We start from the raw sequence: 19,791 nt of genomic DNA, 5'->3' as shown, positions 1-19,791 counted from the left end.
ATTTTTATCCAAAACTAATTTATAATTAAATTAGGTAGGTGGACTATGTCAAAACTCATCAATAAGATTTCAAAAACTAGATTTATCAATGGGATTAACTGTCCTAGATTTTTTCCGCTTTTTGAAATTTATAAAAAGAAACAACAAGCAACTGTCGCATTCAAAGAAGATTTATCCGATTTAATGGAAGAAGAAAACATGAATAACATCAAGATGCTACTTCAATCAATGTATGAAGAAGCAGAAGATGAAGATGGCGATATAACTGAAATTGATAAGATCAATGTAACAGATGAACAGCTTGAAGTGATGATGCCTTATTATAAGAAAATAGAAACATATTCTGCAGTTTTAGCAGAACATCTTTTTAATGCACCAGTTATCCATGATTTTGATACAAAGAAACAAAAGATGGTCGAAGCTGAAATTGGTGATTATAAATTCTATTCATTCTTAGATGGTTATCAAGAAACAGATAAAAATATCCATATCATTGAATCAAAAGCAACCACTACGAATAAATTTTATAAATTAACATATAAGTCTGAAGATGGTGAAAAACTACCTATCTTTGAAGAATCACCATCAGGTATCCTAATGACAAGAGAAGCACTTGGATTACCTGTTGATGGTACATACTATAAACAAATTGAGAAAATGTTAAATAGACTCCATGATGCAGGAAGTTATATTTATGACTTAACATATCAAAGATATGTCATAGAACACGGTGCAAAACTAGATAAACCTGTTAGATATTTCTTATCTGTCTTAAATAGTGAATATATCTTTGATGGTGTATATAAAGATAATGAACCGGATTTCATGAAAGATTTAGGTGAAAATCAATTTATCATGCGACTGATTGATGTCACTGACCTTACTGAAAAGTTTTTAGCATCTTTCCAAATGGATGTTGATACTGTCATTGACAGATTAGATCATATGACATATGACCTTGAAAATCCAGGTCCATTATGTCCACGTAAGGGTAAACATAAATGTATGTTCCATGATATTTGTTACGCGCACGTACCTAAAAAGAATAGTGTCTTCACATATAAGTTTAATCATTTAGGTTTTAAAGATGAACAAGGTGAAAAACATTCAACTGAAGATTTAATTAATATGGGGATGAAGAAAGTCTTAGACGTCCCATACAATTGGCTACAAAGACCAATTAATCAAATTCAGTATAATGTGGTAAGTACACAAGAACCACATATGAATAAAAAAAGAATTGCTGAAATTATTTCTAAAATGCAATATCCTTTATACCACTTAGATTTTGAATCCTTCCCATGCCCATTACCGCGCTTTAAAGGTGAAAAACCATATACACAATCTTTATTCCAATTTAACTTACATATTGAGCATGCACCAGGGGTTTGTGATAAGGATAAGGACAGTTATTACTATCTTGCAACAGATGCAAAAGATCAAAGAGAAGCACTATGTAAAGCAATGGTTGATTTAATTGGAGATATTGGTACCGTGATTGCTTGGAATGACTCATTTGAAACAACTCGCATGAAAGAACTTGCAACCTATTTTCCGCAGTACAAAGCCAAATTAGACAGTATGATTGCACGTACATTTGACCTTATGTATATTCTATCAGGTAGTTACCATAAGATATATCCTAAATGGGGTTTATCTGAAATGAAAGAGGTTAATTACTACCATGAAGATCTTCAAGGAAGTTACTCTATTAAGAAAGTATTACCAATCTTTGTACCTAGTCTAAGCTATAAAAATTTAGAAATTGGTAATGGTACACAGGCACTTGTTACATATGCTAAATTCCCGAGAATGACACCAAAGGAATTTAAACAAAAGTATGATGCTTTAGTTACTTATTGTAAGCAAGATACTTGGGCGATGGTTGAGATTCTTAACTCATTAAGAAAGATGGTTCAAAGCGTTTGAAAACGGCCTCTTTTAAGGTATAATGAATAAAAGAAAGGTTTTTTAACATGTTAAAAATATACAATTCACTTACAAACAAAATAGAAGTCTTTGAACCCAAAACTAAAAATCATGTGAATATGTATGTCTGTGGACCAACAGTTTATGACAATATCCATATCGGAAATGGTCGTCCTGTTGTCTTTTTTGATGTGGTTAAAAGATACCTAGAGTTTAGAAATTATTCTGTAACTTATGCATCAAACATTACGGATATTGACGATAAAATTATCAACAAAGCGAAAGATTTAAAAGTTTCTGAAAAAGAAATTGCACAAAAATATGCAGACCAATTTTTTGAAGTGATTAAAAGAGTTGGTGCCAAACCTTTTGATGAAACACCATATGCAACAGATTATATTCCTGAGATGATTGAGTTTATTAGTGATTTAATCGAAAATGGTTTTGCATATCAAGTTCCAAGCGGAGTTTATTTTGATGTTTCAAAGCTAAAAGATTATGGTGTGTTATCAAATCGTAAGATTGAAGATTTAATCAGTAATGTGCGTATTGAAAATGAATCTGATAAACACGATTCAGTTGACTTTACATTATGGAAAATAACAGATGAAGGGATCAAATATGATTCACCATGGGGTATGGGTCGTCCGGGTTGGCATACTGAGTGTGTTGTCATGAACAATAAACTCTTTGGTGATAACTTAGATATTCATGGGGGTGGCTTTGATTTAAAGTTCCCACACCATGAAAATGAAATTGCGCAGTCTATGGCACATGATCATCATCATCTTGCAACATATTGGATGCATGTTGGACGTCTTGACTTTGGTAAAGAAAAGATGAGTAAATCTTTAGGAAACGACATTAAACTTAAAGATTTATTAGAAAATTATGATGGTGGTGCTTATCGCTTAATGTTACTAGCACATCATTATAGAGCACCGATTGCATTTACAACTGAGTTAATGGAACAATACCAAAAAACCTATGATAAAATATCAAATACACTTAATAAGTGGAACTTTAAATTTAGATCGATGGGAATGAATACTAAATTTAACATAGAGGATTATCAAAAACGTCTAAATGACCTTATTACTTTAATGGATAATGATTTTGATACACCAAATGTGATTTCCTTAATTGATGCAACCGTTAAGGATTTAAATAAGGAAGAAGATATCGAATTATTTATTAAACTTAAAGGTATCTTAAATGTTTTAGGTGTAGAACCTAAAATCAATGAACCAGAACAAAAAGACTTAAAAACTTATGAAGACTGGTTAAATGCTAGAAACAATAAAGATTTTGCAAAAGCAGATGAATTAAGAAACATTTTAAGTCAAAAGGGATGGATTTAATTTGAACGGATTATCACTCGCCTTCTTAGGTGATGCATATTATGAACTTTGGGTTAGAAAGTATTTACTTTCATTAGGTTATACCAAAGTAGATCAACTTCATAAACTCAAAGTCAAATTAACATCCAGTAAAGCACAAGAGTTCATGATGTCTCATTTTCTAGAAAACAACCTTTTAACCTTAGAAGAGCAAGAAGCTTATAAAAAAGGTAGAAATGCTGCTCATTTTTCTAGAAAGAATTTAAGTATTGTGACATATCAACAAGCAACTGGATTTGAAAGTTTAGTTGGATATCTCTCAATGAAAGATGAACAAAGATTAGAAGAATTAATTAAAATTGGTGTTAGTTTAATTAAACTAGGGTGAAAAATATGGCTAAGAATTCACAAAATGAATTGCTTGCATTGCTAGAAGAGGCAAATCAAGCAGAACCAACTAAAAAAGAAAAACATAAAGGTCCTAAAACCATTCAAGTGGAAGAACCACTTCAGATGACTGGGGATCCTTTAGGCTTGATTCAACCAAAGAATCAACCTAAAGAAGCAAAATTACCAAGTCGAGTTAAATCAAAGAACGATATTGTGATTGAGCGCTATAATCCTGAAGTTCATGTTGGTTTAACAACTGATGATGTTGAGCAAAGACAATTAGCAGGACTTGTTAACTTATCTGCAAAAGGTTCAACAAAAACAATTGGTTCAATTATTTTTAGTAACGTCTTTACATTCTTCAATATGTTAATCTTAGCAATTGTTGTACTCCTTGTTTGGTCAGGTGCAAGTATTGCACAAACAACATCTTTAGTTATTGCTGCAATTAATACCGTGATTGGTATCTTACAAGAAGTCAATGCGAAAAAGATGATTGATAAACTATCTCTTTTATCTGCACCAACTGCACTTGTTGTACGTGATGCGCTTGAACAAGAAATTTCAATTGAAGATGTTGTTATTGATGAAATCTTAAAATTAACATCTGGAAAACAAATTATTGTCGATGCGGTTGTGAGAGAAGGTTCAGTTGAAGTGAATGAATCTTTACTTACAGGTGAATCTGATCCAATCATTAAAAAAGCAGGCGATACACTGTATTCTGGTTCATACGTTATTTCTGGTAGCTGTTATGCACAAGCAACAGCCATTGGTAATGATATTTACATTGAAAAATTAACAAATCAAGCGAAAAAATATAAAAAACCTAAATCAGATATCTTTAAGTCACTTAAATATATCATTACAACTGTTGGGATCATCATTATTCCAATTGGGGTAACACTTTACTGGTTAGCACCTGGTGAATGGGATGATATTGCATTCATCGGTCCTAATATTGTTAAATCTGCTGGTGCGATGTTAGGTATGATTCCATCCGGACTCTTCTTATTAACATCAGTTGCATTAGCTGTTGGTGTTGTCCGTTTAGGTCAAAACAATACATTGGTTCAAGAACTTTATTGTATTGAAATGTTAGCCCGTATTGATACACTATGTTTAGATAAAACAGGAACCATCACAGATGGTACCATGACAGTTAAATCTGTGATTGAATATGAACAAGTTCCAGGACTTCCATTAAAACAATTAGTTTCAGCAATGTTAAATGCTCAAAATGATACCAATTTAACAAGCGAAGCTTTAAGTGAAAGATTTGGATTGCAAAAACGTATTCGTCATAAAGCTTTAATTCCATTTTCAAGTGCACGTAAATTTTCAGCCGTTGAGTTTGATAAATTTGGTACGTTTGCACTTGGTGCACCTGAGTTTGTATTAAGAGATTCATATCACTTAATTTCAAGAGAAGTTGAAAAACAAGCTCAAGAAGGTTACCGTGTCTTAGTGATTGCACATAGTGATCAACCAATTCAAGGTAAAGAACTTCAAGGTAAGATTACACCGGTTGCTTTAATTATGATTGAAGATACAATCCGTGCCGATGCACCGGATACTATTCAATATTTCAAAGACAATGGTGTCAATGTTGTTGTTATTTCAGGGGATAACCCATTAACAGTTTCAAGAATTTCTCAAAGAGCTGGTATTAATAATGCAGATCAATACATTTCTTTAGATGGTATGTCAGATAAAGAAGTTGTTAGAGTTGCCAATAAATATACAGTCTTTGGTCGTGTATCTCCACATCAAAAGAGATTATTAATCGAATCAATGAAAAATAATGGTCACGTGGTTGCGATGACTGGTGATGGTGTTAATGATATCTTAGCGTTAAAGGAAGCAGATACATCTGTTGCGATGGCATCAGGTAGTGAAGCCGCACGTAATGTATCACACCTTGTCTTAATGGATTCTAACTTTGCATCTATGCCTAAAGTCGTTTCTGAAGGTAGACGTGTCATCAACAACATTGCTAAAGTTTCTAAACTTTATTTAACCAAAACAATATTTACAATTCTTTTATCAATTACAATCATTATCCGTGGATTAATGGGCTTTGATGCCATTTATCCTCTCAAACCTTCACATTTACTCATTATGGAGTTCTTAGTTATTGCAATTCCATCGTTTGTACTTGCACTCGAATACAATAATAAACGTATTACAGGTAAATTCTTAAGTAAGATTATTAAAGATTCCTTACCTGGTGCATTAGTTGTTTTATTTAACGCATTAATTATTTATGCGCTCGCTGGTGACCTTGGACTATTCTTACATACAGTTGAAGGTGAACAAGGTATTGCTTCCTTAATTGGTATTTCAGCAACAGCAGTTGCATTCATGGTGTTATTCACGGTTTCAAGGCCGATGAATACGAAGCGTGCTGTCATGTTCTTTGGTACCTTAACGATTGCAATTTTTGCAATCTTCCTATTACCAGAGTTACTAGAATACACACCAATCTTACAAATTCAGAATGTGACAAGATCAACACCGTTTGAGTTACCTCAAATTCTGCTACTTATTGTCCTAATCTATTCATCTTATCCAATGATGTTTATCTTAACGAATTTACTCAAGTGGTTAAAAGCAGTTGCAAGAAAGACAGTTAACGTCATCTCTGATATGAAATAAAATTAAAAGCGCGATATAGACGCGCTTTTATCAAGAAAGGCTTTATAAAAATGATAATTTATGGAAAAAACGTCATAAGAGAAGCAGTCTTAAATAAAAGGCCCATATATACAATGTATGTGGATGAAAAATTCCAAGATATCAAATTCTTAGAATTTTTAACAAACAACAATATTTCATATAAGAAAGTCAATAAAGGCGAACTCAATAACTTAACTCAAAATGGTGTACATAATGGCGTTGTTGCGGATGCAAAAGCTTACCAATATGTTGACTTAAATGAAGTATTAGACAGATCAAAACGCCAAGTGTTCTTGATGCTTGATGAAATTCAAGACCCACAAAACCTTGGTGCAATCTTGCGTTCTGTTGAAGCAACAGCGATTGATGGTGTCATTGTATCTAAAAAACACCAAGTACCTTTAACAGGTATTGTTGCTAAAACATCATCTGGTGCAATTGAACATGTGAAGATGATCTTAGTAGGTAATTTATATCAAGCAATGTTAGAACTTAAAGAAGAAGGTTTTACCATTGTAGGTACTGCAGGTGAGGCAACAGAGTCGTATAAAAATATGCCAAAGGATGTACCACTAGTTATTGTGATGGGCAACGAAGGTGAAGGTCTTCGTACACTCGTTAAAAAAGGTTGTGACCTTTTAGTATCTATTCCTATGAAGGGTAAAGTAAACTCACTTAACGTATCAGTTGCATGTGCACTGATGTTATATGAACTTATAAATTAAAAAAATAAATAAAGCGGGGCGGCTATCATGGTCAATGATTACGAACTAATCTACTTATACAAACAAAATAAGGAGGATTCGGTTTTGCAAGAAATCATTGATAAATACCGCCCCCTTATTTATAAAAATATCTATAAATTTTATGTTAAAACACAAGATCAAGAAGATTTTTATCAAGAAGCAATTTTACTCCTATTACACGCGATCGAAGTCTTTAAACCTGAGGTTGGAAAAACCTTCACTAAGTTCTATGAAATGATTCTATTTAGAAGATTTATTATCTTAAAAGATAAAACACCTAAATATGTCTTAATCGATCAAGTAGAATTAATTGAAGATACCTATATGCCTGAGTTTGATAATTTAGCAGAAGATATTGAGTTTGGTGCGTTTGAAAAAGAGGTTTATAAACTTAAATATATAGAACATTTAACAGATGAAACAATTGCAGAAAACTTAGCTAAAGATCTTAAGTCTGTAAGGAATGCAATACACAGAATTAAGATAAAAGTGAAAGAACAAAACGAAAATATTCTAAAATAATGTGTGTAATCAAAGAAATTTTAATTTACTCTTAAATTACATACTTAAGTATGATATAATGATTTAGCATTGACTTAAAGTGGATAAGTGTTGTACAATAAGAGTACATCACAAGACCACTACAAAGGGTGGTTTTTTAATGAGAGAAAAAATAATTTTAGTTTGTAGCGAATGTTTATCAAGAAACTACACAACTACCAAAAATAAAGCGACAACAAAAGACAGATTGCAATTCAATCGTCACTGTCCAAAATGTAATAAACATACACTACATAAAGAAAGTAAATAGGAGTATATAGACTATGGCTATTAAACAAAAAGAAGCTCAACCATCAAATAAGTTATTAGAAATTCTAACAACTGAGTATAAAGGTGAATCTTTAATCTTAGGTGTGTTAGCAACAATCACTGCTGCATTAGCAGTTATGATCATTGGACGTGTACAAGGGTTCCATATTCCAGAAGATTTCCCAGTATTAGGTGGTTCACCTAATGATATGATCTTCGCATGGACAGTACTTGTCATTGCGATCCTTGGTTTATCACTTGTCATCTATCCATTCTTCTTACCAGCATTCCCAGAATTAAGAAAAATTTCATGGGCTGGATGGTATGATTTCGCTGATAATGCAATCCGTGTCATCATCTTCGTATTAATCTTTACTGTATTCGTATCAGTGATTGACGCGACAATGATTAGATTGATTCAGGTATTAGGATAATGGCTCAAGCTCCAAGAAAACGTTGGTACGTCATCCAAACGTATTCTGGCTATGAAAATGCTGTTAAAGAAGACTTAGCTAGACGTGTTGATTCAATGGGCATGCAAGATTTCATTTATCAAATCATCGTGCCAGAAGAAAAATATATTGAAAAAACAAAAGACGGTAAGGATAAAGAAAAGATTCGTCAAATCTATCCTGGATATGTCTTTGTTGAAATGATTGTTACAGATGACTCATGGTTCGTTGTACGTAATACACCACGTGTTACAGGTTTCCTAGGTTCATCTGGTGGTGGTACAAAACCAGTTCCATTATTAGAAGAAGAAATCAAACCAATTCTTCTAAAAGTTGGTATTATGTCTAAACCTAACTATGATTACCTTATTGGTAAACAAGTTCAAATCATCTCTGGTGCATTTGAAGGTCAATCAGGTGTTGTATCAGCAGTAGATAACGATCAAGAGAAATTAATTGTGGACATTGACTTCTTCGGAAGAGCAACCCCAACTGAAATTGATTTCAACCAATTTAAAGAAATTTAAAAGAGATAAACCACACTGAAAAGGTGTGGTTTTTTGTTGGAATTTTGTAGAATGGTATAATTTAATTAAACATTAGAGGGAAAGTATATATGGAAAATATTAGTATGACGGAATTAGATTTCCTAATCTTATTTATACAAACTAGATTTATCTATTCGCAATATGAAAAGAATTTAAACTTATACGGTATTGAAAGAGGAAAAGAATTTATTGATAAACATCCATCTTTTATTATTCTGTTACAATCGGCTTTTCAACTAAGTGTCATATCGGCAAGAAAAATCCATGAGTTATATGGAAAAATTGGATTAAGCAATAAAAAATGGGGCAAAATAATTAAGTCTAGAAATACAGTATCACATGTGGAATCAGATAAAAGTGTGGAATATACCTTTGTTGAGATATTTGATATTTTAATAGAACTTTATAATTTCTTACTGAATAAGTATGACTTACCAAATGATGAAAAATGGATGATACTAGTCGATAATTATGCGAAGGATTTTGAAAATTGGAGCAGTTTGATGAAAGTCATTTTAATTTAAATAAACGAGAGAATTGGTGATTAGATGCTAAATATATGGTTTTATATATTGTTTATTCTTAATTTTATAGTTTTTATTTCTCAAGTTATTTTTAATATTTCTAGCAAAAAAGTTAGAGAATACTTTAAACAAATGAGATTGTTAGGGAATGAAACAGCAAGGAAAAATGAGTCCACCATAAAAAAATATGGTTGGGGTGGGCTTATTTTTTTGATACTTATAGGTGCGATATATTTGGCTGCAGTTACTTCTTGGATTTGGGTACCGATAATTCTATTATTCACTACAAATATAAATACTTCATTACTGTGGTTTAGTATTTTGCATACTTTATTATCATTAATTCCATTGATATTATTGTATCAATACACAAAAAATAAAAAAATAAAATTCCCAATCAATTTCTTTTTAAATGAAGGAATAACTATTATGTTTTTTTTCCAATTGTATTTGTTAGATAGTCAAAATTATTTTATTAATCTAGATAATATAATCTATTCCTTTTTAAGTAATGATATTTGGTATCATGTGTTTTTCGCAAACTTAATTGCGGTTTTATTTTTAAGTCTTTTAGCAACCAACAGTTACTTTTTAATTAAGAGATTAATAATAATATTTAATAAAAAGATATCGATTACTTTAATCGAGTTAGTATTTGTATTTATAGTTTCGGGAATATTAGGAATCATCTACTTACAAAATATCAATATTGATGATTATCAATTATTAAAAGAACAATTCTATCGAAATGTTTCAGTAATACAAATGCTTTTTACAGCAATCATAATACCAGTATTCATAAAATTGTTTGAAAAACAAGTTAATAGAAATAAGTTTGATAATGAAAAAGATTTGGAAACATACATTCGTGAACGATTTAAAAAGTAATCAGTTATCATGTTAATTGGCACAATAATTTTAATTATCTTTCACATTCTTAAAATGTTATAATTGATATAGAAAGAAGTGGGTGACTATATGAATAAGTATTTAATAGCAGGTATCAAAATAGCGTTTGAATATACCTACGACAAGTATTTTAAAAACAACATAGAAGCGTATCGTTATGATGGTGATGAACCTGTAGATCATACCATTGTTGTTAAATATAAAGAAACACTAGACATGCCTCAATCAGGTATGTATCGAATCTTCTCTAAGAGTGTATCTGGATTAAAATCATACATGACTTATGATGAAGGTTATAAGAATATAGAAATCTGGATAGATGAAGATACTTTCCAAGATGTTGCAACTGCTGAATATGTCTATACTGGTATGGTATTCTTAGAACTTGCACAACGTCATGGATTGTTACCACTTCATGGATCAGCTATATCATATAAAGGTGATGTTATATTATTCTCAGCACCAAGTGGAACAGGTAAGTCTACGCATGCAAGAATGTGGAAACAACTCTTTGGTGATGATGTCACTTGGGTTAATGATGATAAACCTATTTTAGAAATTAATGAAGATGGTATCTTTGTATATGGTGCACCATTCAGTGGACAATACAGTTCAAATACTAATAAGAAATTACCATTAAAGGCTATCGTATTCCTTCAACAAGGTATTACAGATGAAGTTACAAAGTTAGATCAAAAAGAAGCATTAAAGAACTTAGTAACCAATACGCTTCGTCCTACGGAAGAAGCGTTATGGGATAACATGCTTAAATTATTTGAAGTTATCTTAAAACAAGTTCCTATTTACCATTTAGATGCATCATTATCACTCAATGCTGCAAGACAAATTAAAAAAGCAATCTATGGAGAATAACATGAAAGTCAAAAGTGAATATGTATTAAAAACAGTAGGAGATCAATTTATTGTTGTACCTATTGGACAAGAAGCAGTTAAGTTTCATGGTATGTTAACTTTAAATGAAACTGGAAAGTTTTTATTTGAAAATTTAAAAGAAGAAATTTCATTAGAAGATTTAACGAAAAAACTCGTTGATGAATATGATGTATCAGCAGAAGTTGCTGCTGCAGATGTTTTAAAATTTGTGAATATTTTAAAAGAAAGAAATATCATGGAGTAATTTTTTGAAGACTGTTAAAGTAGACAATAATGAACTGTTTAATCTAGCAAAAGAACATCTTAACTTAGGTCAAGAAGTTGAACTAAAAGTCATGGGTAACTCAATGCTACCCTTTTATAAACATGATCAAACAATTGTTACTTTAAAAAAGGCAGAAAGTTATCAAAAACTAGATGTTGTTTTATTTGAATATGAAGGACAAATTATCCTTCATAGAATCATTAAAATCAAAGGTGATAACTATGTTATCCGCGGTGATGGTGCATTCCGAAAAGAGATTGTAACTAAGGATAAGATATTTGCAAAAGTTATCAGGTTTGAAACACCTGGAAAAAATTCTAAAAACTATAACTTTAAGGTTAAAGTTTGGCTATTTTTTACACCTTTGAGACGTGTTTTACTTAAATTAATTCGAAAATGAGTATACAAGTGAAAACTTGTATATTTTTTTGTGAAAAAATACATAAATGTATGTTATTATAATCACAAACACAATAAAATAAAAAAGGAAGTAAAAATGAAGAAATTACTAAGTTTTATCGCGTTATTTTTAATTTCGTTTATCCTTATTGCGTGTGATACTCCAGTAGAAGAAGAAACATCTCCACTGGATACAATTGTAGCTAATCTACAACTCACATTTGCAGAAGGTGATAACAAGGACTCAGTTACTAAGAACTTTACAGTTGTAACTGAAGTCGATGGAGCAACCATTACATGGTTAACATCTAATCCATCAATTATTTCTATTACTGGTACAAATGCCAATGTAACTAGAAAAGATGAAGATGTTACAGTATCGGTGACTGCTATTGTTTCTTTAGATGGCAAACAAAAGAATAAAACATTCCAAGTAGTTGTAAAAGCTAAAGAAGCATCTCAAGTTGAAGGTGAATTATTATATTCATTCATCTTTGATGGTTCAGAATTAAGCCACGGCTATTCAGACGCTGCACCTACTGGTAACTTAAAGAACCAAGTGAATAACTCAAACTTCCCAGTAGCTAAGAAGAGAGTTAACACTGCTCAAGGTGGCGAAGGCCTAGTCTTATCAGGTTCATCTAAATCAGATACTGGTGCTTACTTAGTGTTTGTATTCGCTGAAGAAGTTACTAAGATTGAGTTCGAACAAAGAATGTGGTCTGAATTAGACGTTGAACAAATGACAGAAGCTAAATTCGAAGTTAAAGTTGGAGCTAACTGGGTAACTCTAGTTGACTTCTTACAACAAAATAGTTCAGCTTCATTTGTAACATTTGAATTAGATGAATTACAAGAAGGTCATGAATTTAGATTCTTCGTAAATGGTACTCAACTTGCATCTGATGCTGCAGTTTCTAACTCAGCTCGTATGGTTGTTGACAACATGAAAGTTTATGGCGTACCTGGTGAAAATCCAAATCCTGGTGACCCAAATCCAGGCGACCCTAACCCTGGGGATCCAAATCCTGGAGATCCAAACCCAGGCGATCCAAATCCTGTAAATTATGCATTCACTGAAACTTTTGATGGTGCAACTGCATTAGGAGCAAATTATGGTGATGGTTCATACACTGCACAAGGTGTAACATGGAATTGGGTTCATGCAATGAATGCTGCTCAAGGTACTGATGGTAACTATGCAATTAGTGGTAAATCAGTATTATTAAGACGTTCAGATGAACCATCTTCATTAGAAGGTACATTCACTAATGGTTTAGCTGGATTCTCATTTGAATATCGTAAAGGTTATACTGGTGGAAGAATCAGAACTTATAAAGTTGATGTAACTGCTAATGGTACAACAACAACTTATGCATTACCTAACTTCGGTGAAGGTTCAGGCGTTCAAGCAAATGTTTATACTTTCGTATATCCAGGTCAAGCATTATCAGGTACTGTTAAAGTTAAAATTTATGCAGTAGGTGATGCTGGTAACCAACAAGCTGTATTTGACAACTTCAAGTGGTCAAATGGCGACGGTTCAGGTGGCAACGGTGGTGGTGGTGATGAACAACCAGAACCAACAGGTGCTGCAACTGCACAAGAAGCAATTGATGCATTCTTAGCAGAAGCTGAATTAACATTCTTATCAAAAACTGCTGATACAGCTATTTATGCTGAATGGTATGCTGATTATACATTAGCTGACTATGCTGATGCATATGGTGTTGATACAATGGAAGCTTTTGTTGTTTTAACAGAAGAAGATATTCCACTTGTATTATTCGTTGGTAAAACAGGTTCATTATATGAAGTTGTTGAATACATCGAATTATATGAAACTGCATTTGATGCAATTGAATATGGTTCAGGTGATTTCGATAACTTACTTTCAATCGAGTTAATCGCAAACGATGCTGAACTTGCTGGAAATGAATACTTAGAAGGTATGTTCGAAACACTTGCAGAACTTGCAGGCGAATTACAAATCAATGTTGCGGTTATGCAAGCTTACTCTGCTACATGGGGTGAAGACGGTATGTACCCTGGTACAGACGTATTCGTATTAATCTATGTTGGTGGATATTATATTCCAATTGAATGGTTATAATTGATCAATAACAATTAAAAACGAAGGATGAGTCAAAAAACTCATCCTTTATTTTTATTAAGCATGTTGTTTTTTTTTATTTAAAATATGTTGAATAATTAATTATAGTGAATGGAGGTATGCATATGAGAAAAATTAAAGTTTCACTGATTGTACTTGGCTTTTTGATAGTGGTTATAGGTGCTCCGGTTTTATTTCTATTGGCGATGATTGGTGTTATTCCACCTAATTTAGTGCAAGCATATGGTACAGAGATAAACTCAATAACTAAATGTATTGGCTATGCCATTATATTTTTTATCGTAACTTCGAGTGCTCCTATTTTTGAGAAGAGTGGTAAATATTCTGAAAGAACATATGATTGGTGTATGCAAAAAAAAATATACTTTATTGTTCAACCAATTTATCTTGTTTCTAAAATGATGATTATCATTTTACTTGGGTTAAGTGCAATAGGGTTTGATTTACCAACAGCATTTGTTGTTGTAATTTTCTTAGTATCAATAGTTTTAGCAGTTGAAAGTGTATTAGATCCTATATATGAGTTAAAAAAACTATACAAGGAATACAAAGTTTTCAAAAATATGAAATAAAATCCATTTTTATTAAATGAAAATGTTTACAATCAAGGTAACTAATTACTAATTACCATTACTTTTAAAGTAATGTATGATAGAATAAGCATAAAGATGGGAAAAAATGTAAAAAAGGAGATTTTTTTGTCATGTCTACTGAAAACAAGAAACAATATGAAGTACCCATGATTGAAATTATTGAGTTCAATACTAAGAACTCAATCGCAGAGTCAGTTGGCCAACACGGTGCTGGTTTCTTCGAAGAAATGTAGTGGGGGTAAGTAAAATGAAAAAATTAAGCATTTTATTTTTAAGTTTAGTTGCACTTCTATTTGTTAGCACTTATGCACAACCTGCATTTGCTGCTGAAGATGATGAAGCTACACTTTATGTTCAAGTTATTGCTCCTGGTGAAGGAATGGATCCAGTTGAGTTTAATGGAACATATGGTGAATTAACTAATGTGTCATTTGGACTATCAGGATATGTTTATCATATCTATAATGGTCAAGTAAGTGATGCTTCAGCAAGACAATTTGTCAATTCAAAATCAACATATGTAACTATGGTATTAGAACATGCATCAGATGATTCTGTTGTATGGATTGATACTAATGGTAAAGTATTAGATTATGCATATGGTGATGCTGAGGAACTTGAATATGATGGTGTAACACCATCTAAACCAGGTTTAGCATTTGATGGTTGGCAATTATTACAATCATTTGGTAAAAATGATGTTTATGTTGCAAAATATCAAGCAAGCACTGCAGATGTAGAAATCGAAATTTTAGGTGGTTCAGCTGATCCTGAATTCCCTAAATATAATGAAGTCGTTGAATTAACACCTATTGAAGGTGATTTCTCATATTGGGTAGATGAAGATGGACAATTCGTATCAGCAAATCCTAACTATAAATTTACAGCTTTAAGACCTGTAACTTTACAAGCAGTATTTGGTGAAGATGTTCCAGAAGGTCCAAGTGTATACCTATACAATGTATCAGGTATTCGTGAAGGTTATCAATCATTTGTTGGTTATGTTGAAAACAATACAGAAGCAACATTAGTTGAATTTGGTATGTTAGCATCAAATAAAGTTGAAGTTCTGACTTTAGAATCAGATGATGTTGAAGTTTTACCATCAACTATTATGTCACCAAATAATGAATTCTTAAGATCAATTCTTGAAAATGAATTTACTTCATTTAGAGCTTATGCAGTGTTTAGTGATGGTACAACTGTTTATAGTGATAATAACTTTATCATTCAATCCACATCAATTCTATTTGATTTTGAAACTGCCAACAAGACAGGGTATGCTTCTGATGATTTAAAAATGAATGGATTAGATTGGACATTAAATAATGCACTTGTTGGAAACGCAGCCAATGATAGAAAAAATGGTACAAAAGCAGCACGTATTCAATCAACAGGTTATTTAGAACTCAAAGATGGAATTTATGGTTTAACGAGTATTTCTTTCTTCTATGCAAAATATGGTTCTGATAACAATGCAACAATGACCATTCAAGTTAAACTTGATGGTGGAGCATGGCAAAATGTTGGTACACCTATTACAGTTTCTTCTACCACTTTAGCATTATTTACATTTGATTTAACTACACAATTTGAAATAAGTTCATCAACTTTAGTTAATGTTAAAATCTCAAAATCTGGTGGCGATAGAATAAATGTAGACGATATAAATTTAAGTTCAAATTTAGATACAAAATTATATAAAATAACTGTATTGGGTGAAAATAAAGAAATTATAGATACATTAGAAGTTGTAAAGAACAGTAATTTAGTAGGTTACACACTCGTTCCACCGCATGGCAAATACTTTATTGGATTATTTAAAGATCAAGAATATGATGTTGAGTTCAATACATCCTCTGCAATAAACTCACATTTAGTTCTTTTTGCTAAATTTGATGATTTAGAGCAACATCAAGTGACACTAGAAATTGGAGACGGAACATCTAATTCATTAAATTGGTATCCTACTCAAAATGTATTTGATGGATACTATGCACCTTATCCAGGCTCACCGACTGCTCCAGACAATCATACTTTTGTAGGTTGGTTTACTTCACCAGAAGGTGGACAAGAGTTCATTTTCATAAACACACCAATTTTACATGATATAACAATATATGCTATCTATCAAGAATTGCCAAAATATACAGTTACATTTGATTTACAAGGTGGTAATGGATCAATTGAACCACAAACCGATTATATTGGATTCTTAGTAGAGATTCCTGATAATCCTACTAAAGATGGAGTTGATTTTGAAGGTTGGTATACTGCTCCAACTGGTGGATCTGAATATGATTTTAATTCACCAGTAAATAGTTCATTCACATTATTTGCTCGTTGGTCAGGTAGTGCTCAACAAACATATGTATTCACATCAAATTTCTCAGTTGTAGGAAATGATACTGTTTTAAACGGATCCGTATTTAATTACGATATCACTGAATACTTTACGTTTACAGCAAAGCAAAACAATAGTAACACGCAAGGTCCTAAATATTTTACATCTGGAAGTGCTGCAAGATTTTATGGTGCGAACAATGGAAATGGTAACTCATTCGAAATCAAAACAAAAGAAGGTTATGAGATTGTAAGTATTACACTCTTATTCCCATCAAGCGGACAAACAGCTGGAAATATAACTGCAAAATCAGGCACAGCAACATTCATTAATAATATTTCTGCAACAAATAATGCAATTACAAATTCGATGAATTTTATATATGCAAATTTCACAGGTGTAAATAGTACAGAATTTATTATTCAAAATACAACATCTGCTACAACTCAATTTAGACTTTCAGGAATTATTATTGAAATGGTTGAAGTTCCCCAGTCATAAACCCTATTGAAGATAACGAATCACCGATAATTGAAATTGAGCCGGACCTCATAAGTCCGGTTCAACTGTCAATAGGGGATGAATTTGTATTACCTACTGCTACCGCAGTAGATAATATTGACGGTGACTTAACAAATTATATTGAAGTAGATACTTCAATAATCAATCAATTTTATAATGCTATGAATCAAGTCTATATATTTACTGAACAAGGTGAATATGAAATAAGTTGGTTTGTATATGATGAAGCTGGTAATGAAGGTAGATTTACTTTAATTATTGAAGTTACCGCTTCAGACCCTAATCCTTCTTATTCAGGTTATTATGCTACTTTAGATGGACTTGATGATGAGGAATTAATTGATGCATTATATGTTTTACTTAATGATATTAGTCCTGTTTCAACAACATATGGTGATTCTAGATATATCATGGAAGAATCAGATGTTTGGGTAGGATTAAATACAGATTATATGTATTTAATTTATTCTGATACTTTAAGAGGTTCATCAGGTAATGGATTTCCTTTAGATGGATATGGTATACCAACATGGGAAGGTTCATCTACAACATGGAATAGAGAACATGTTTGGGCTAAATCATTAATTGGTAATGGTGGATATGATCCAAATAATAATACACGAGGTGTTGATGCAGATATGCACAATCTTCGTGCAGCTGATACCAATGTGAACTCAACTAGAAATAATTTCAAATTCACTAACTTAATTACACATGTAGATGGATTTGGATTATATAATAGTATGTGGTATCCTGGTGATAATCACCGTGGAGATGTTGCTAGAATCATATTCTATATGGATATCAGATGGGGTAATCTAACGGATATTACAAAAATTGGTTTCTTAGATACCTTCATTGCATGGCATTTAGCTGATCCAGTAGATGCTTTTGAATTACATAGAAATGAAGTTATTTATGGATATCAAGGGAATAGAAATCCATTTATTGATCATCCTGAATTAGTACAAAGAATTTATAATTAACAATAAAACACTCCAATTTACTTTGGAGTGTTTTTTAATTTGAATTTTAAAAAAATGATAATATTAAAATTAAAAGGGGGTGAAAATATGCCATTTAATTATGAAGTTAAATGTAAAGTTTGTGGTAAAACTCATCATATGCACGTTGAATTAGATTATCAAGGAAGTGATGAAAGAGAAATGGGACCGGAACAATTTTACTATGGAGAAGCAGAACTTAACTGTGCTTGTGGTAAAGTTCTTAAGATTGTTATTGAGGCAAGTGAATATCCAGAAGGTGCAGATCTTGAAATTTATAATATAGATTTTGAAAACTGTACTAGAGTCATGAGTTAAAATTATAATTATGCTGTTTAGGTTTAACACTCCGATTTGCTATCGGGGTGTTTTATTATGTTGGTCGTAGACTAACATAAAACCACCTGCTATGCGGGTGGAATCAAAGGAGCAGTAGGGATAAACAAAAAGAATCCTCTTGGTTGGTATAATGGTAATGACCAATTGCCTTACACCAAATTAAACCAAGGAGGATTCTATCATCAGAACAATTAAGAACGATGATACAAGTAGTTTATCACATACAAGGTGGAACTGCCAATACCACATAGTCTTCACACCAAAGTATCGACGAAAAGCGATCTATGCAAAGTTGAGAAGTGATATTGGCAAGTACATTCGACGCCTGTGTGAATACAAAGGCGTGGAAATAGTCGAGGCACATGCAATGTCAGATCATATCCACATGCTCGTCAAGATACCACCAAAACTAGCATTAAGTTCATTCATGGGGTATTTGAAAGGGAAAAGTAGTTTGATGATTTTTGACGAGCATGCCAATTTGAAATACAACTATGGATCTCGACACTTCTGGTCAGAAGGATACTACGTTTCGACCGTAGGTCTAAACAAGCAAACAGTAGCAAATTATATCAGGAACCAAGAGTTAGATGATCAACTAGCGGATAAGAAGAGCATCAAGGAGTATAAAGACCCGTTTACGGGTAAGTAAGAGTGTCAAAGGCAATTGGGCAAATAAAAAGACCCTCAAATGGGGGTCGCCAGTAATAAAGCCTTGTAGGCGTGTGAGAAAAACCGCGCCTTGAAGACGCGGATTTTTATTTTGTTCATAGTGAGTTAAATAATCACGATTGAAAGTTGTTTTTGTTACGCCTTTTAATTGGTTTTATCTCGTAAATGCGTAATAGAGATTTATTTTGCGGTTTCATATTCTTCAATTTGTTAAGTTTTTCATAGAGTATGAAGATTAAGGCTAAAGATAAACTTAAAGTAAAATTGTATACTTGTGAATATACATATCCATTAACTG

21 protein-coding genes are annotated in these 19,791 nt (G+C 32.1%); all 21 read left to right on the top strand.

Annotated features, from left to right (window positions below; translation table 11 throughout):
- Nucleotides 1-45 precede the first annotated feature (45 nt).
- Complete coding sequence (locus tag JV173_RS05160; RefSeq protein ID WP_205735226.1) at nt 46-1,929, top strand: DUF2779 domain-containing protein; 1,884 nt, start codon at nt 46-48, stop codon at nt 1,927-1,929.
- A 47-nt stretch (nt 1,930-1,976) separates the two neighbouring features.
- Nucleotides 1,977-3,290 (top strand): cysteine--tRNA ligase, encoded by a 1,314-nt coding sequence (cysS, locus tag JV173_RS05155; protein ID WP_205735225.1) that lies wholly within the window; start codon nt 1,977-1,979, stop codon nt 3,288-3,290.
- A gap of 1 nt (nt 3,291) precedes the next feature.
- Nucleotides 3,292-3,657 (top strand): Mini-ribonuclease 3, encoded by a 366-nt coding sequence (locus tag JV173_RS05150; protein WP_205735224.1) that lies wholly within the window; start codon nt 3,292-3,294, stop codon nt 3,655-3,657.
- A 5-nt stretch (nt 3,658-3,662) separates the two neighbouring features.
- On the top strand, nt 3,663-6,317 hold the full coding sequence (locus JV173_RS05145) for an HAD-IC family P-type ATPase (RefSeq protein ID WP_205735223.1): 2,655 nt from the start codon (nt 3,663-3,665) through the stop codon (nt 6,315-6,317).
- 50 nt (nt 6,318-6,367) lie between these two features.
- Nucleotides 6,368-7,063 (top strand): 23S rRNA (guanosine(2251)-2'-O)-methyltransferase RlmB, encoded by a 696-nt coding sequence (gene rlmB / locus JV173_RS05140; RefSeq protein ID WP_205735222.1) that lies wholly within the window; start codon nt 6,368-6,370, stop codon nt 7,061-7,063.
- A gap of 84 nt (nt 7,064-7,147) precedes the next feature.
- Nucleotides 7,148-7,606, top strand: coding sequence for a sigma-70 family RNA polymerase sigma factor (locus JV173_RS05135; protein ID WP_205735221.1), 459 nt, complete (start codon nt 7,148-7,150; stop codon nt 7,604-7,606).
- A 139-nt stretch (nt 7,607-7,745) separates the two neighbouring features.
- Complete coding sequence (rpmG, locus tag JV173_RS05130; protein WP_205735220.1) at nt 7,746-7,895, top strand: 50S ribosomal protein L33; 150 nt, start codon at nt 7,746-7,748, stop codon at nt 7,893-7,895.
- Between the two features lie 13 nt (nt 7,896-7,908).
- Nucleotides 7,909-8,328 carry a preprotein translocase subunit SecE gene (locus JV173_RS05125; RefSeq protein WP_205735219.1) on the top strand — a complete coding sequence of 140 codons (420 nt, stop codon included), beginning with the start codon at nt 7,909-7,911 and terminating at the stop codon, nt 8,326-8,328.
- A complete protein-coding gene (gene nusG, locus JV173_RS05120; protein WP_205735218.1) occupies nt 8,328-8,873 on the top strand; it encodes a transcription termination/antitermination protein NusG in 546 nt (181 codons plus the stop codon). The genes JV173_RS05125 and nusG overlap by 1 nt, the downstream gene beginning before the upstream one ends.
- Nucleotides 8,874-8,977: 104 nt before the next feature.
- Nucleotides 8,978-9,418, top strand: a complete 441-nt coding sequence (locus JV173_RS05115; RefSeq protein WP_205735217.1) for a hypothetical protein — start codon at nt 8,978-8,980, stop codon at nt 9,416-9,418.
- 24 nt (nt 9,419-9,442) lie between these two features.
- Nucleotides 9,443-10,306, top strand: coding sequence for a hypothetical protein (locus tag JV173_RS05110; protein WP_205735216.1), 864 nt, complete (start codon nt 9,443-9,445; stop codon nt 10,304-10,306).
- A 90-nt stretch (nt 10,307-10,396) separates the two neighbouring features.
- Nucleotides 10,397-11,200 (top strand): hypothetical protein, encoded by an 804-nt coding sequence (locus tag JV173_RS05105; protein WP_205735215.1) that lies wholly within the window; start codon nt 10,397-10,399, stop codon nt 11,198-11,200.
- Nucleotide 11,201: 1 nt separating this feature from the next.
- On the top strand, nt 11,202-11,465 hold the full coding sequence (locus JV173_RS05100; protein WP_205735214.1) for a PqqD family protein: 264 nt from the start codon (nt 11,202-11,204) through the stop codon (nt 11,463-11,465).
- Nucleotides 11,466-11,469: 4 nt separating this feature from the next.
- Nucleotides 11,470-11,886 (top strand): S24/S26 family peptidase, encoded by a 417-nt coding sequence (locus JV173_RS05095; RefSeq protein WP_205735213.1) that lies wholly within the window; start codon nt 11,470-11,472, stop codon nt 11,884-11,886.
- Between the two features lie 96 nt (nt 11,887-11,982).
- Entirely contained in the window at nt 11,983-13,998 is a 2,016-nt protein-coding gene (locus JV173_RS05090) for an immunoglobulin-like domain-containing protein (RefSeq protein ID WP_205735212.1), read from the top strand.
- A 125-nt stretch (nt 13,999-14,123) separates the two neighbouring features.
- Nucleotides 14,124-14,591 carry a hypothetical protein gene (locus JV173_RS05085; protein WP_205735211.1) on the top strand — a complete coding sequence of 156 codons (468 nt, stop codon included), beginning with the start codon at nt 14,124-14,126 and terminating at the stop codon, nt 14,589-14,591.
- Between the two features lie 131 nt (nt 14,592-14,722).
- Nucleotides 14,723-14,845, top strand: a complete 123-nt coding sequence (locus JV173_RS07105) for a hypothetical protein (protein ID WP_276208424.1) — start codon at nt 14,723-14,725, stop codon at nt 14,843-14,845.
- A 14-nt stretch (nt 14,846-14,859) separates the two neighbouring features.
- Complete coding sequence (locus tag JV173_RS05080; protein WP_205735210.1) at nt 14,860-17,457, top strand: InlB B-repeat-containing protein; 2,598 nt, start codon at nt 14,860-14,862, stop codon at nt 17,455-17,457.
- A 182-nt stretch (nt 17,458-17,639) separates the two neighbouring features.
- On the top strand, nt 17,640-18,464 hold the full coding sequence (locus JV173_RS05075) for an endonuclease I family protein (RefSeq protein WP_205735209.1): 825 nt from the start codon (nt 17,640-17,642) through the stop codon (nt 18,462-18,464).
- Between the two features lie 87 nt (nt 18,465-18,551).
- On the top strand, nt 18,552-18,800 hold the full coding sequence (locus tag JV173_RS05070) for a hypothetical protein (RefSeq protein WP_205735208.1): 249 nt from the start codon (nt 18,552-18,554) through the stop codon (nt 18,798-18,800).
- 211 nt (nt 18,801-19,011) lie between these two features.
- Nucleotides 19,012-19,473 (top strand): IS200/IS605 family transposase, encoded by a 462-nt coding sequence (gene tnpA, locus JV173_RS05065; RefSeq protein WP_205735448.1) that lies wholly within the window; start codon nt 19,012-19,014, stop codon nt 19,471-19,473.
- The last annotated feature ends 318 nt before the right edge of the window (nt 19,474-19,791 follow it).

It is taken from the genome of Acholeplasma equirhinis, from assembly GCF_017052655.1.
Taxonomy (GTDB): domain Bacteria; phylum Bacillota_I; class Bacilli_A; order Acholeplasmatales; family Acholeplasmataceae; genus Acholeplasma; species Acholeplasma equirhinis.
Note: the sequence above shows the minus strand (reverse complement) of the source record. Positions and strands in the feature narration are given on the sequence as shown.